At 69.8% G+C, this 13,120-nt stretch carries 13 protein-coding genes and 1 pseudogene; 6 read left to right on the top strand and 8 right to left on the bottom strand.

Translation table 11 applies throughout. The annotated features are described in order from the left end of the window. Positions 1 to 117: 117 nt before the first annotated feature. On the top strand, positions 118 to 1,164 hold the full coding sequence (locus F5X71_RS24300) for a DUF559 domain-containing protein (protein ID WP_167464109.1): 1,047 nt from the start codon (positions 118 to 120) through the stop codon (positions 1,162 to 1,164). A gap of 32 nt (positions 1,165 to 1,196) precedes the next feature. Here the strand turns inward: F5X71_RS24300 and F5X71_RS37155 are convergent. After that, a pseudogene (locus tag F5X71_RS37155) lies at positions 1,197 to 1,499 on the bottom strand (gamma-glutamylcyclotransferase family protein); the annotation flags it as partial. A gap of 629 nt (positions 1,500 to 2,128) precedes the next feature. After that, positions 2,129 to 3,037 carry a hydrogen peroxide-inducible genes activator gene (locus F5X71_RS24305; protein WP_167464110.1) on the bottom strand — a complete coding sequence of 303 codons (909 nt, stop codon included), beginning with the start codon at positions 3,035 to 3,037 and terminating at the stop codon, positions 2,129 to 2,131. A gap of 124 nt (positions 3,038 to 3,161) precedes the next feature. Here F5X71_RS24305 and F5X71_RS24310 point away from each other — a divergent pair, with 124 nt between their 5' ends. From F5X71_RS24310 to F5X71_RS24320, 3 genes are all read left to right on the top strand, one after another. After that, the gene (locus tag F5X71_RS24310; protein WP_014986752.1) at positions 3,162 to 3,749 is read left to right on the top strand and encodes a peroxiredoxin; all 588 of its coding nucleotides are present in this window, start codon (positions 3,162 to 3,164) and stop codon (positions 3,747 to 3,749) included. A gap of 52 nt (positions 3,750 to 3,801) precedes the next feature. After that, positions 3,802 to 4,341 carry a carboxymuconolactone decarboxylase family protein gene (locus F5X71_RS24315; RefSeq protein WP_167464111.1) on the top strand — a complete coding sequence of 180 codons (540 nt, stop codon included), beginning with the start codon at positions 3,802 to 3,804 and terminating at the stop codon, positions 4,339 to 4,341. Positions 4,342 to 4,492: 151 nt separating this feature from the next. Next, complete coding sequence (locus tag F5X71_RS24320; RefSeq protein WP_167464112.1) at positions 4,493 to 5,167, top strand: PhzF family phenazine biosynthesis protein; 675 nt, start codon at positions 4,493 to 4,495, stop codon at positions 5,165 to 5,167. A 13-nt stretch (positions 5,168 to 5,180) separates the two neighbouring features. Here the strand turns inward: F5X71_RS24320 and F5X71_RS24325 are convergent, their stop codons facing one another. The 4 genes from F5X71_RS24325 to F5X71_RS24340 all read right to left on the bottom strand — a co-directional run bounded on the left by F5X71_RS24325 (position 5,181) and on the right by F5X71_RS24340 (position 8,410). Continuing rightward, positions 5,181 to 5,879, bottom strand: coding sequence for an anti-sigma factor (locus F5X71_RS24325; protein ID WP_167464113.1), 699 nt, complete (start codon positions 5,877 to 5,879; stop codon positions 5,181 to 5,183). Beyond that, complete coding sequence (locus tag F5X71_RS24330; protein ID WP_238815443.1) at positions 5,872 to 6,468, bottom strand: sigma-70 family RNA polymerase sigma factor; 597 nt, start codon at positions 6,466 to 6,468, stop codon at positions 5,872 to 5,874. The genes F5X71_RS24325 and F5X71_RS24330 overlap by 8 nt, the downstream gene beginning before the upstream one ends. A 142-nt stretch (positions 6,469 to 6,610) precedes the next feature. Further along, entirely contained in the window at positions 6,611 to 7,288 is a 678-nt protein-coding gene (locus tag F5X71_RS24335) for a DUF5134 domain-containing protein (RefSeq protein ID WP_167464115.1), read from the bottom strand. An 84-nt stretch (positions 7,289 to 7,372) separates the two neighbouring features. Then, complete coding sequence (locus F5X71_RS24340) at positions 7,373 to 8,410, bottom strand: AraC family transcriptional regulator (protein WP_238815444.1); 1,038 nt, start codon at positions 8,408 to 8,410, stop codon at positions 7,373 to 7,375. A gap of 296 nt (positions 8,411 to 8,706) precedes the next feature. Between F5X71_RS24340 and F5X71_RS24345 the strand changes: the two genes are divergently transcribed. Continuing rightward, on the top strand, positions 8,707 to 9,468 hold the full coding sequence (locus tag F5X71_RS24345) for an SDR family NAD(P)-dependent oxidoreductase (RefSeq protein ID WP_167464116.1): 762 nt from the start codon (positions 8,707 to 8,709) through the stop codon (positions 9,466 to 9,468). Positions 9,469 to 9,542: 74 nt separating this feature from the next. Here the strand turns inward: F5X71_RS24345 and F5X71_RS24350 are convergent, their stop codons facing one another. After that, on the bottom strand, positions 9,543 to 11,174 hold the full coding sequence (locus tag F5X71_RS24350) for an acyl-CoA synthetase (RefSeq protein WP_167464117.1): 1,632 nt from the start codon (positions 11,172 to 11,174) through the stop codon (positions 9,543 to 9,545). 138 nt (positions 11,175 to 11,312) lie between these two features. Between F5X71_RS24350 and F5X71_RS24355 the strand changes: the two genes are divergently transcribed. Then, a complete protein-coding gene (locus tag F5X71_RS24355; protein ID WP_238815445.1) occupies positions 11,313 to 11,819 on the top strand; it encodes a GNAT family N-acetyltransferase in 507 nt (168 codons plus the stop codon). A 10-nt stretch (positions 11,820 to 11,829) separates the two neighbouring features. Here the strand turns inward: F5X71_RS24355 and F5X71_RS24360 are convergent, their stop codons facing one another. Then, entirely contained in the window at positions 11,830 to 13,053 is a 1,224-nt protein-coding gene (locus F5X71_RS24360) for an aspartate aminotransferase family protein (protein WP_167464118.1), read from the bottom strand. Positions 13,054 to 13,120 lie beyond the last annotated feature (67 nt).

Below are 13,120 nucleotides of genomic sequence, written 5' to 3' on the forward strand. Positions count from 1 at the left end.
TACCAAACGCCCTGGACAAACGATCAGGAGGAACTGGTGGCGGCATCGGCCGAGAGCCTGCCGCCACCAGTTCCCCCTCGACGAATCCTGTCGTCCCCCAGGGGCATAGTGCACCCCATGGGGGCACTCGATGAACCATTTCCCGGATCGTGGGCGCTGGACGCGGGGCTGGTCTCGCGGTGGGAACTCCGGCACAACTTCCGCCGGCTGTTCCCGGACGTCTACCTGCCCAGGGGATATCCGCTCGACGCGGCGGGTCGCGCCCGCGCCGCGGCACACTGGGCGAAAGGTTCCGGCACCTTGATCGGGCACTCGGCGGCCGCGCTGCACGGCACCCGCTGGCTGAATCCGGACGACCCCGCCGAGATCGCGCGGCCCACGCACTGCAAACCACCGCCGGGGATTCGCGCCGTCCGCACGGTCATCGTCCCCGCCGAATGCTGCGAGATCGACGGCTTCCGCGTCACCACACCGGCAAGAACAGCGTTCGACATCGGTCGTAGCACGCCCCGCGAACACGCGGTGCCGCTGCTCGATTCACTCAGCCGAGCGACCGGAGTGCTGCCGTCGGAGATCGAGGCCGTGATTCGCGCCCATCCCGGCGCACGCGGCATCGCACGCCTGTCGGCCGTACTGGATTCACTCGACGGCGGCGCGGAATCGCCACCGGAATCACACACCCGACTGCTGCTGCTCGAGGCGGGATTACCTCGCCCCACAACACAATTGATCGTCCGCGACCACCATGGATCGTTCGTCGCCCGGGTCGACATGGGATGGGAACGCTGGCGAGTCGTCGTGGAATACGACGGCGCCCAGCACTGGACCGACCCCACCCAGCGAACCAAGGACATCGACCGCATAGCGACGCTGGAGTCGCTGGGTTGGCGCGTCATTCGCGTCAACGCAACGCTCCTACGCCTCCGACCGCACGTCGTACTCGACCGCGTCTGCGCCGCACTGCGCGCGCACGGCTGGACAAACGATCAGGAGGAACTGGTGGCGGCATCGGCCGAGAGCCTGCCGCCACCAGTTCCTCCTGATCACTCGTTCAAGGCGGCGGTGCGCCATTCGCGGGTGTGCTCGACGAAGGAGGCGAGGTGGGTGCGGGCGAAGGTGGGTGCGTCCCAGTTGTCTTGCGCGACCGGGCCGGTCCAGAGGTAGGTCCAGGGTGCAGGGGGTGGAGCTTGCAGCGGGATGGGGCGTAGGTCGTAGTCGTCGTCCTCGAAGGCGTCGAGGATCTGCCACTCCCCCGGCGTGAGGCCGGTGATGACGACGCCGGGGGCGACGGCGCCGGGGTGCGGGACCAGCCCCGGGTAGAGCAGGCCGGGCAGCGCGGCCGCGCGCCAGCCGACCGCGGCGGCGGGCGTGAACTCGGGCACGCGGCCGAGCAGGACCTCGAGCATCTGCGGGAATTGCAGTGTCCCGTAGGCGAACAGCGCACACCCCACCCCGTTCACCGCCGCCAATCGATCGCCGCCGCTGCCCCACGCACCCATCAACAGATCGTCTCCCGTTTCCACACCCGACGCCAGTCGTCCCGCCCCCGGCGCAGAGGCCACACACCGAAGGCCTTACGCCGTCGGCGCAGGGCCGAGCCGAGCAACCGGTTGCCTCGATGACGACGCCACGGCGAGGCGGCGAGGCGGCGAACCGCGCCGCCCCCGCGACGGGTGAAGCTTCGGCCCAAATCACGGCCAGGTGCCGCAGAAGTCCGGACCGCCCACAGCCTCTGTCGCACCGGCCACTGACAAGAGGCGACCGCGCACCCGCCACCGCGCACCCGCCACCACACACCAGCCACCAGCCACCGCGCACCAGCCACCAGCCACCGCGCACCAGGCACCGCGCACCAGCCACCAGCCACCAGCCACCAGGCACCAGGCACCAGGCACCAGGCACCAGGCACCAGGCACCAGGCACCAGGCACCAGGCACCAGATTGAAGCCGAATATCTCCGGCTCAGGCAGTTCCTACAGCGACCTGGGCCGGTCAACACGGCGTACGCGATACCGGCCGAGAACACCACGGCGATCACAGGCATAGACGTTGCATCACAAAGCATCCCGCAGAATCCATCGGGGCAGATGGGGTGGTGGGTCGACCTCCGAGACCTTCGGTTGGCTGGTTAGTTGGGGCGCTGGGTGCGGATTATGGCGGCCAGGTATTCGTAGTCGTCGGCGCGTGCGGTCGAGGTGCGGTAGGCGAGGCCGATGGTGCGGCCGGGGGCGGGGGTGGCGAAGCGTGCGGTGTCCAGTGTGCCGCGGGCGGTTTCGGCGGGGACGGCCATTTCCGGGATGAGGGTGACGCCGAGTCCGCCCGCGACGCACTGCACCACCGTCGACAGCGACGCGGCGCGGGTGTCGCCGACGGCCGCGGGATGGATCTCGGCGGAACGGCACACGTCCAAGGTCTGGTCGCGCAGGCAGTGGCCCTCGTCGAGCAGCAGCAGGGGCAGCGAGTCCAGCACTGCGGGCGCGAGATCCTTGCGCCCGGCGAGTTCGTGACCGCGCGGGGTCACCAACACGAATTCCTCGGTGTAGAGGGGTATTTCGACCAGGCCGGGCAGATCGGCCGGCAGCGCGAGCAGCGCGACATCGAGCACGCCGGTGCGCAGCCCGTCGAGCAGCCGCGCGGTCTGGTCTTCTATCACCTGCGGGTGCAGCGCGGGCAACTTCTTGCGCAACTCCGGAAGAAGACCCGGTAGCACATACGGGGCAACCGTCGGAATGATGCCCATCCGCAACGAACCGCCCAGTCCGTCTCCGGTCGCCGAGGCGACGAACCGGTCCGCCGCCTCGAGTGTCGCCATCGCCTTGGGCAGCAACCGCATCCCCGCCGCGGTGACGAGCACGCGCCGCGTGCTCCGCTCGATCAACTGCAGCCCCAACCCGTGTTCAAGTGCCGCGAGCGCCTGCGATAGCGTGGGCTGGCTCACACTGAGCCGCGCTGCGGCAGTGCCGAAGTGGCGGTATTCCGCGACCGCTACGAACGCACGCAGCTGTGACAGGGTCGGCTGATAAGTCTGATCGGTCACGGCTATCAGTGTAGTGCGACTGATCACCTTTACCTTTCACTAGCCCTTCGGCAAGATCGAAAGGGAGCTTTTCTGCTTTTCTGCACAGTGCTAGCAAACCCACACAGAACTGAGGAGATTAGGCATGGCCTTGCTGACCATCGGCGACCAATTCCCGGCATACAACCTCACCGCCGTCATCGGCGGTGACCTGTCCAAGGTCGACGCTCAGCAGCCTGACGATTACTTCACCACCATCACCAGCGACGATCACGCGGGCAAGTGGCGCATCGTGTTCTTCTGGCCGAAGGACTTCACCTTCGTGTGCCCCACCGAGATCGCCGCGTTCGGCAAGCTCAACGAGGAATTCGCCGACCGCGACGCGCAGGTGCTCGGCGCCTCGGTCGACAACGAGTTCGTGCACTTCCAGTGGCGGGCCCAGCACGAGGATCTGAAGACCCTGCCGTTCCCGATCCTGTCCGACCTCAAGCGTGAATTGGCCACCGCCACCGGCGTTCTCAACGCCGACGGCGTCGCCGATCGGGCCACCTTCATCGTCGACCCGAACAACGAGGTCCAGTTCGTCTCGGTCACCGCCGGCTCGGTCGGCCGCAACGTCGACGAGGTGCTGCGGGTGCTCGACGCGCTGCAGTCCGACGAGCTGTGCGCCTGCAACTGGAAGAAGGGCGATCCGACCATCAACGCGGGCGAGCTGCTCGCCGCGAGCGTCTGACGAACCCGGCCCGAACCACGAGACCCAGTGAACCAGAGAAGGATTACGACACATGAGCATTGAGAACCTGAAGAACTCCCTCCCCGAGTACGCCAAGGACCTCAAGCTCAACCTGTCATCGCTCGCGCGCACCACCGTGCTGAACGAACAGCAGCTGTGGGGCACCCTGCTGGCGTCGGCGGCCGCGACCCGGTCGGCGACCACGCTGCGCGAGATCGCCGAGGAAGCCGCCGACGTGCTCTCCGAGCAGGCCTACAACGCCGCGCTCGGCGCCGCATCGATCATGGGCATGAACAATGTCTTCTATCGCGGCAAGGCGTTCCTCGACGGACGCTACGACGACCTGCGGGCCGGTCTGCGCATGCAGATCATCGGCACGCCCGGGGTCGACAAGGCCGATTTCGAGCTGTGGTCGTTCGCGGTCTCCTCGATCAACGGCTGCCAGCACTGCCTGGAGGCGCACGAGCACACCCTGCGCGAGGCGGGGGTGTCCCGTGAGGTGATCTTCGAGTCGCTGCGCGCGGCCGCGATCGTCGCCGGAGTCGGCCAGGCTGTGCAGTCGACCGAAGCCCTGGCCGCCGCCACGGTCTGACCCACTGGGTTCCGAAGCCGCCGTCGCGTCTCCCCGCGACGGCGGCTTCTTTCGTGCCAGGCCCGCTGACCAGCGGCGACGACGGAACGAACGCGTGGTGTGCGTCACGCGGCCCGGTCGGTGTCGCCGGTGCCGAGTAGGCTCGGCGCTCATGGCAACACAGGTAGATGTTGTGCGAGTGTTCACCGACAGCGCCGGGCGCTTCGGGAACGAACTCGGCATCGCCCGCGCCGCGGACGTGGCCGCAGCCGATCATCAGGCGCTCGCGGCCAAGGCCGGCTACAGCGAGACCGTCGTGGTCGAGAACGCGGTCGACGGTGTCGCGCGGATGCGGATCTACACGCCGACCGTCGAGTTGCCCTTCGCCGGGCACCCCAGCGTCGGCACCGCCTGGTGGCTCGCCGAACACCACACCCCGATCCACCGGCTCGAGGTCCCGGCGGGACCGGTCGCGGTGGAACTGGCCGATGGCCTCACCTGGATCACCGCCCGCGCGGAGTGGACGCCGAACTTCACCTTCCACGAGGTGCCCGACGCCGAGGAACTCGCCGCGCTGCGCCCGGACGATTTCACCGGCGGCCCGCACTACCTGTGGACCTGGACCGACAAGAACCGCGGTGTGCTGCGCTCGCGTATGTTCGCGCCCACCCTCGGGATCGCCGAGGACGAGGCCACCGGCGCGGCCGCGGTCGCCATCACCGCGCAGCTGCGCCGCAGCCTGATCATCACGCAGGGCAAGGGTTCTCAGCTGTTCACCGGCTGGGACTCCGACGGCTGGGTCCGCCTCGGCGGCCGGGTGGTCGCCGAGCAGGCCGTCGACCTCTGAGCCGTCGCGACGCTCAGAACAGCGGCACCCCCGCGATCGGGTTCGTCGGCGCCTTCGACCCACCCGGTGGTTCCACACTGATCGCGAGCTGCTCCCCCGGTGTGAACGTGGCCACGAACGGCTTTGCGACGGAAGGCATTTCGTCGAGCACCCCGGCCGAGCGCGGTGCCGCGCCCGTGGGTACCAGCCACACCTGATACACCTGCCCCACCCGCGGTCGCGCGACGCCGTCGAACACGACCCGCACCACCCGCAGGCCGGGCGAGACCTCCACGACCACCGAGCCGCCGCCGGTGACCGGCCCGGCCAGCGTGCGTGTCGCCTGGTCCGCGCTCGACACCGGCGGCAGGTCGTTCGTCCGATCCGCGACCACCACACCGCCGAGCACCAGGCACGCCGCGGCGGCCACCGTCACCGCACATCTGCGCCGCGTCCATTGCGCATCCGGTCGAGGCCGCGGCTGTGCGGGCAGCGCCGCCAGGATCCTGGCCTCGAGTTCCGGCGGCGGTTCCCGCGCGTCGAGCACCGCGACCCGCGCCATCACCTCGCGCATCCGCCACACCGTATCCAGAAAGGCTTGTCGCACAGCCGGATCCGCTGCCTCGAGCCGCTGCTCGATGCGTCTGCGTTCGATCTCGGCGACGGCGTCGAGCGCGCACGGGTAGGCGAGGTCGAGCAGTTCCGCGTCCGCGCGCGAGAGCGGCTCAGCCATCGGCGCCCACTCCGGCCGAACATTTCTCGAGTCTGTGCAGCCCGTCGCGCAGGCGGATGCGCACGACGGGCAATGATTGCCCGAGCTGACCGGCCGCTTCCCGGTAGGTGCGCCCGCGGTAGTAGGTCAGGGTGAGCGCGTCGCGTTGGGTGGGAGTGAGCGTGTCCAAGCAGTCGGCACGATCGAGCGCCGTCTGCTCCGGCACCGATGTCACGGCCACCTGGCCCCGGCCGCCGGGTGGGTAGGCCGCGTTCCACTCGCAGGCGGCCGCGTCGCGAACCCGTTGCACCGCAAGATGATGCGTGAGCGTCAGCAGCCAGCCGATGGGGCTCGACCGACGCGGGTCGTACTCCCCCGCCCGCGACCAGACCGCCAGATACACCTCCTGTGTGAGGTCCGCGGCGGCGGCTTCGCCGCGCATGATCCGCAGGGCGAGCCCATAGACCTGTGCTCCGGTACGCCGGTAGAACTCGGCGAACGCGGCACGGTCACCCGCGTCCGTCGCGGCGAGCAAACCGACGAGCTCGCGACCGAGCGCCGCGGGCCGAGCGGCGGCGCTCGGCGGCGGGCAGGAGCGCGGCGTTCTCACCGCGTCCTCGTCCGCACCTTCCGGCGCTACGGCGCCGAAGCGGTGCGCGGAAGCAGAACCGGGCTTGCCAACGGCCGAATCACCTGCCTGCATAGACAGGGGTTCGGTCCGAGACGGCGCGCGGATTGGTCTGCGACGTCGGTCAATTCGAAACCGCGGCGATCAACATGTACGCGGTGCCGAGATCCATCACCACGTGCGGCAGCGGCGCCCATCGTCGGCGCGCGCCGGTCGGCACCGCGACACACCCACCCGACCGAAGCACTACCCCCAGGTAGCCCGGCGTGTCGGCACTCGGACGGAGGATCGCGCCCGCCACCGTGACGAGCAAGGCGTCCGCCGCGAACAGACCGGCGAGCACCAGCGCGGGCACCGGCGCGGGTCCCTCGGCGTGCCCGGAGGCGACATGCCCGGACATCGCGTAGAGCATGGCCGCCGCGGCCACCGTCTGATATCCGAGCGGGATCACTCGATCGGCGGCGGGCGCTCCATCCGCGGCGCGCGATTCCAGGATGCGCGCCAGCAGCAGCCCGGCGAAAACGACCGTCAGCGCGGTGAGCACGCCGTGCACGGCGATCGGGTTCGCACCCGCAGGGAACACCAGCATCGCGAGCATGACCAGGCACATGAGCAGGTGCGCGGCGTCGGATTCAGCAAACCCGCCGCGCGGCGCGGGCACCGGATCGCCTTGCCCCCGAACGTGTTCCGGCGCCGCGGCGGCGGGCGCCAGCAGCCGCCCCAGCACGATCGCCGCCGCGACCAGAAACGCCGCGACCACCGCCCACCGCAACGCGGCGTACTGCTGCACGAATTGCGTCACACCCCACCACCTCTTCGTCGCGGCGACCGGGACCTGTCCCCACCATGCTCGCATCGAACGGAACTGGGGAACGACCGCGACAGGTCAGTGGGGCACCGAGGTGCGATACCGGTCGGCGGCGGTCCGCGCGAAGCGACCGGGCGACACACCCCGCCACTGTTTGAACGCGTTCGAAAAGCTCGGCGCGCCCGAATATCCCATCCGGTAGGCGACGTCCTCGACGGTCAGGCCGGTGGCGAGCAGTTCCTCGGCGAGGGTGCCGAAGGTCTCCGCACAAAGTCGGCGATAGGAGGTGCCCTCCTCGGCCAGTCGCCTGCGCATGGTGCGCAGGCTCATGTGCAGCCCGGCGGCGACCTCCTCCTGACTGAGTCTGCCGTTCATCCGGTGCATGAGCACCGAGCGCACCGAACCGGCCACCCCCTGCCGCAGGCCGCGACGCTGTAGCAGCTCGTCGCACTGCTCCTCGAAGAGCTGGGCGGTGAGCGGGCTCGCCTGCGGCATCGGCTCGTCGACATCGGCGGCGTCGAACACGGCCAGCTGCAATTCGGCGGACTCGGTGCTCGGGATCTCGAACTGCGCCAGGATCGGCGCCAGGCGCGGGCCGAGACCGCCGGCGATCTCGGCGCGCAACACCGGCGGCGGCACGCCGAACACCAGGAACCAATTCGTCAGCAGCGCAGAGACATCGCGCTCGGCGAGGAAGGCACGCAGGTCGGTAGGCAGGTCACGGTCGTCGCCGTAGAGCCAGATCTCCTCGCCACGGTAGACGTGCCAGGCGCGCGCGAACGAGGTCATCAGGCTGAAGTAGCGCATGGCGACGTCGATGGCCTGGCCCATGGTCGGGCTGCTGAGCACCGCGAGCGCGAACACCCCGAGGGTGGTGATGTGCGTGCGGGCGCCCGCCTCCAGGCCGAGGCCCGGCGGATCGTCCAGCCGCGTGACGAGATTGCGAACGATGCCCAGCTCCTGTGCCGCGGTGATTTCCGCACCGGGCGTCTTCAGCAGGCGAGGGTCGACTTGCGTGCCGTGCAGACACTGCGACTGGGTCAGACCGTGATCTTCTCCGAGCTCGACGAGGATCACCGCGTGTGTCACCGACCGCCGCCACTCCCATGAGGCCACGTGTCCATCGTTGCTTGCTATGGCCGATATGCGCAAGGTTTTTGGCCGGAGATCGTATGTTCCGTTGTCCCAATGCCATTGGGCGACGGCAATAAAACCGGCCGACCGGTTCTGAATACGACACCGCGCCGGTCACGACACGCAACAACATTGGCCGAAGCCGGCATGGACGCCACCGCACGACTCGCCACCGCGCGACCACTGGCCGGATCGCGCAAACTCATGACCCGATATCGCATGGAACGCCACTCAGCGACACCCTAGCGTTGACAAGAGACAAAGGTGGGCAGAACTATATGTCTCGAAAAACACTCACTGGCAAACGAATCGCGATCACCGGGGGCGCGCACGGCATCGGGCGCGAGACCGCACTGGCTTTCCTCGCCGAGGGCGCCGACATCGTCCTCGGCGACGTGGACGTCGGATCGGTGCGCGCGGTGGCCGACCAGCTGTCCAGGACGCACGGCGGTACCGTGCTCGGCCTGGCCCTCGACGTCACCGACAGTGCGCGGTTCGCGAGCTTTCTCGACTACGCCACGCGCAAACTCGGCGGGCTGGACGTGCTGGTGAACGCCGCCGACGTGATGCCGTCGGGTCCGTTCCTCGCCGAGACCGAGGCCGAGACCGACCACCAGATCGCGGTCAACCTGCGCGCGGTCATCACCGGAACCCGCTTGGCCGCAGCACGATTCGCCGGCCACGGGCACGGGCACGGGCACGGGCACGGGCACGGGCACGGGCACGGGCACGGGCACGGGCAGATCGTGAACATCGGCACCGCGGCCGGGGTGACCGGTGCGCTGGGGGTCGCGGTGTACTGCGCGACCAAGCACGGCGTGGTCGGACTCGGCGCGGCACTCGATCACGAACTCGCCGAGCGCGGCGTCACCGTCAGCACCGTGGCGGCGGGGTCGATCACCGATCCGGTGGCGGTCGCCGACGCCGTGGTCGAGGCGGTACAGCGGCCCCGCGGCGGGCTCATCAGTGTGGCCGCGCCCCGTGGGCTGCGCGGCGGGGTGCTGCGCCGCGTCTTCGCGCGCGACGGCCAGGGGCACTGAGCGCAGCGGGCACATCGCTCAACGCACGTGAACCGGTTCCGCGGCAAGACAATTGGCGCGACCCATACCTCGCGTCACAGTTCGCGCAGTACGCGTTTGAGCACCTTGCCGGTGGGATTGCGCGGGAGTTCGCCGACGAACAGCACGTCACGGGGCACCTTGAAGCGGGCCAGGTGGGCTTTGACGTGATCGCGCACATCGTCCTCGGTCAGCGCGTGTCCGTCGCGCAGCACGAGCACCGCGCGCAGCCGCTGGCCGTAGCGCTCGTCGGGCACACCGAACGCGCTCACCTCCGCGACGGCCGGGTGCGCGGCGAGCAGCTCCTCCACCTCGCCGGGGAAGACGTTCTCGCCGCCGGAGACGATCATGTCGTCGTCGCGACCGTCGATGAAAAGCCTGCCCGCGCTGTCGAAGTGGCCGACATCGCCGCTGGACATGAGCTTGCCGACGCGCGCCTTGTCGCCGCCGCCGGTGTAGCCCTCGAACTGGAAGTCGTTGCCGACGAAGATCCGCCCGGTGCGTCCCGGCGGCAGCTCGTTACCGTCGTCATCGAGGATCTTGACCGTGGCGCCGGAGACGGGACTGCCCACGCAGCCGGGCTCGACGGCCAGGTCGGCGGGCGTGGCGATGGTCGCGTAGGCCACCTCGGTGGAGCCGTACAGGTTGTAGATCACCGGGCCGAACGCCTCGGTCACCCGCACACAGAGGTCCGCGCCGAGCTGCGAGCCCGCGACGAAGATGATCCGCAACGCGGAGAAGTCGTGTCCCGCACGGGCTTGCGGACCCAGATCGACCAGGCGTCGCAACATCACCGGCACCGCGACCAGGGCGGTGGCGCGATGCCGGTGCATGCTGTCGAGCACCGCCTGCGGGTCGAAGCGACGGCGCAGCACCAGCGTGGTGCCGAAGCCGAGCGCCAGGGCCACGTGCGCGAAGCCGAGCGTATGGAACAGCGGCGCCGGGCATTCGGTGATCTCCCTGGCCCGGAACGGCACCTTGTCGAGCAGTGCGCCCAGCGGCGCGAGCGAAGTGGGCTCGCGGCGCGGCGCGCCCTTCGGTGTGCCGGTGGTACCGCTGGTCAGCAGGATCACCTTCGCGGTGGTGGTGGCGCGGCGCAGCGGGGTCCGCGGCGCGCCCGCGATCAGGTTGTCCAGCGTGCCGAGTCCCGGTTCGTCGGCCCAGGCCCGGTAGCGCCCGCGCGGCGCGGTGAGATCGCCGAGGACGCCGGTGTACTCCTCGTCGAAGACCAGCAGGTCGGCGCCCTCGCGGGCGACCACCTCCCGCAGCTGCGGGCCCGCGAAATCGGTGTTGAGCAACACGATTCGAGCACCGCACTTGGCCGCGGCGAACACCGCGTAGTGGAAGCCGCGATGGTTGCGGGCCAGGATCGCCACGGTCTCGCCGTCGCGCAGGCCGCGCACCCGCCAGGCGTTGGCCAGCGCGGTGGTGCGCTCGTCGAGCTCGCGAAAGCTCACCGTGCCCAGCTCGTCGATCAGCGCGGCACGGTCCCGATAGCGCACCGCGGCGACACCGGTGAGCCCGCCTAACAGTCCGGACCGATAGACCGACACCCCCATCCTGGCGAGCCGGTCCGGCCACTCCGGGGTCACCAACCCGGCCCGCACCGCCAAGGTGGCGTAGTAGGTTTCGTCGACGGCCCGCCGCACCACCTGCGCCGCCTGCGTCGCGACCTCGCCGAGTTTCATGATCGAACCCCCTGGCCGGACAACCACGTCCATCGGAAGAGTGCGGGCAAGCGCCTCCACAGTAAAGCGCGTCCCCGCGGCCGCGTCGAGCACTCGTTTCCGAATGCGGACGACCCGGCGGCCCGGCATGATCGAGAAATGCCCATCGAAACCGACCAGTCCGTAGCGCCGACTCGGGACGAACTCGCCTTGCGGATCGTCGTCGACGACCTGACCGGGCCGGAGATCGCCGCGCTGCTCACCGAGCACCGCGCCGACATGGCCGCACACTCGCCGGCCGACAGCATGCACGCGCTGGACCTGGACGCGTTGCGCCGCCCGGAAGTCACTTTCTGGAGCGGGTGGGACGGCGATCGCCTCGCGGGCTGCGCCGCGCTCGTAGCGCTGGACACCGCGCACGCCGAGATCAAATCCATGCGCACCGCGGCGACCCACCGGCGCCGCGGCGTCGCCTCGATCCTGCTACGGCACCTGCTGACCGAGGCCACCGCACGCGGCTATCGCCGGGTCAGTCTGGAGACCGGGACGCCGGAGTACTTCGCTCCCGCCCGGCGGCTCTATGCCGCATACGGTTTCGAGCCGTGCCCGCCGTTCGGCGACTACCGGCTCGACCCCTACAGCGCGTTCCTGACGCGCACGCTCTGAGGTCCGCGGCTCAGCCGAGGGCCGCGGCGAAGCCGGCCACCAGCTCGTCGACCTGGTCGTCGGTCATGACGAACGACGGCGAGATCTGCATGGCGCCCTGGCCCGCGGCGCGACTGGAAATGCCGTGGGCGCGCAGGGTTTTCACCATGGGAAGGCCCTCGGCGGGATCGACCAGCTGCACCGCGGCGACGGCGCCGAGCCCGCTGCGGATCTCCGCGACGCGCGGATGCTCGGCCAGCGGCGCCAGCTTCGCGTGCAGGGTCGACTCCAGGCGCGCGGCCTCGGCCAGGAGGTTCTCCCGCTCGACGATGTCGAGGTTGGCCAGCGCCGCGGCGGCCGACCCCGCGTGCCCGCCGTAGGTGTAGCCGTGCCGCCACCAGACACCGCCGCTGAAGAACGGTTCGGCCACGCGCGGGGCGATGAACACCGCGCCCATCGGCAGGTACCCGGAGGTGAGGCCCTTCGCGGTGGTCATCAGGTCGGGCTCGAGGTCGAAGCGCGACGAGGCGAACCACGAGCCGCCGATCCGGCCGAACCCGGTGACCACCTCGTCGGCGACGAAGAGGATGTCGTGGTCGCGGCAGATCCGGCGCACCTCGGCGAGGTAGCCCTGCGGCGGCAGGTAGATGCCGCCCGCGCCGATGATGGGCTCACAGAAGAACGCGGCGATCCGTTCGGCGCCGATCTCCTCGATCAGCGCGAGCAGCGCCTTGGCGTCGTCCCAGTCGACGGTGCGCGCGTCGGCCATCAGCTCGCCGTAGCCTTCGCGGTTGACCGGGATGCCTGCCAGCGCGGTGCCCGCGACATGCATGCCGTGATATGCCTTGCTGCGCCCGACCACGATCGTCTTGTCCGGCCTGCCGAGCTCGTGCCAGTACCGACGGGCCAGCTTGGCCGCGGTGTCCACCGAGTCCGAGCCGCCGGAGGTGAAGAAGATCTTGCTGCCCGGCACCGGCGCCAGCGCGGAGAGCCGCTCGGCGAGTTCCTGGGTGGCGGGCTCGGCGAAGTCGCCGAAGTTGGAGTAGTGCGCGATCTGGCGCAGCTGGGCGGCGACCGCGTCGGCGATCTCGCCGCGCCCGTGCCCGACGTTGGTGAACCACAGTCCGGCGGTGGCGTCGAGGTAGCGCTTGCCCGCGGCATCGTAGATATAGGCGCCCTCGCCCCGGGCGACGACGAACGCGCCGTCCCGCTCGACCGCACCCATATCGGCGAATCCGTGCCACAGCGAGTTCATATGTCCACCTTTACCCCAGGCAGGCCTCCCCCAGCGAATCCCGCCGCCCCGATATGGCCAGTGCCAC

The sequence above is a fragment of the Nocardia brasiliensis genome (genome assembly GCF_011801125.1).
Taxonomy (GTDB): Bacteria; Actinomycetota; Actinomycetes; order Mycobacteriales; family Mycobacteriaceae; genus Nocardia; species Nocardia brasiliensis_C.

What these genes read in the sequence shown, in the direction of transcription:
- F5X71_RS24355 (WP_238815445.1), top strand. Translation starts at nt 11,313, where the DNA reads ATGCCCATCGAAACCGACCAGTCCGTAGCGCCGACTCGGGACGAACTC.
- F5X71_RS24345 (WP_167464116.1), top strand. Translation starts at nt 8,707, where the DNA reads ATGTCTCGAAAAACACTCACTGGCAAACGAATCGCGATCACCGGGGGC.
- F5X71_RS24350 (WP_167464117.1), bottom strand. Translation starts at nt 11,174, where the DNA reads ATGAAACTCGGCGAGGTCGCGACGCAGGCGGCGCAGGTGGTGCGGCGG.
- F5X71_RS24315 (WP_167464111.1), top strand. Translation starts at nt 3,802, where the DNA reads ATGAGCATTGAGAACCTGAAGAACTCCCTCCCCGAGTACGCCAAGGAC.
- F5X71_RS24310 (WP_014986752.1), top strand. Translation starts at nt 3,162, where the DNA reads ATGGCCTTGCTGACCATCGGCGACCAATTCCCGGCATACAACCTCACC.
- F5X71_RS24320 (WP_167464112.1), top strand. Translation starts at nt 4,493, where the DNA reads ATGGCAACACAGGTAGATGTTGTGCGAGTGTTCACCGACAGCGCCGGG.
- F5X71_RS24300 (WP_167464109.1), top strand. Translation starts at nt 118, where the DNA reads ATGGGGGCACTCGATGAACCATTTCCCGGATCGTGGGCGCTGGACGCG.
- F5X71_RS24325 (WP_167464113.1), bottom strand. Translation starts at nt 5,879, where the DNA reads ATGGCTGAGCCGCTCTCGCGCGCGGACGCGGAACTGCTCGACCTCGCC.
- F5X71_RS24360 (WP_167464118.1), bottom strand. Translation starts at nt 13,053, where the DNA reads ATGAACTCGCTGTGGCACGGATTCGCCGATATGGGTGCGGTCGAGCGG.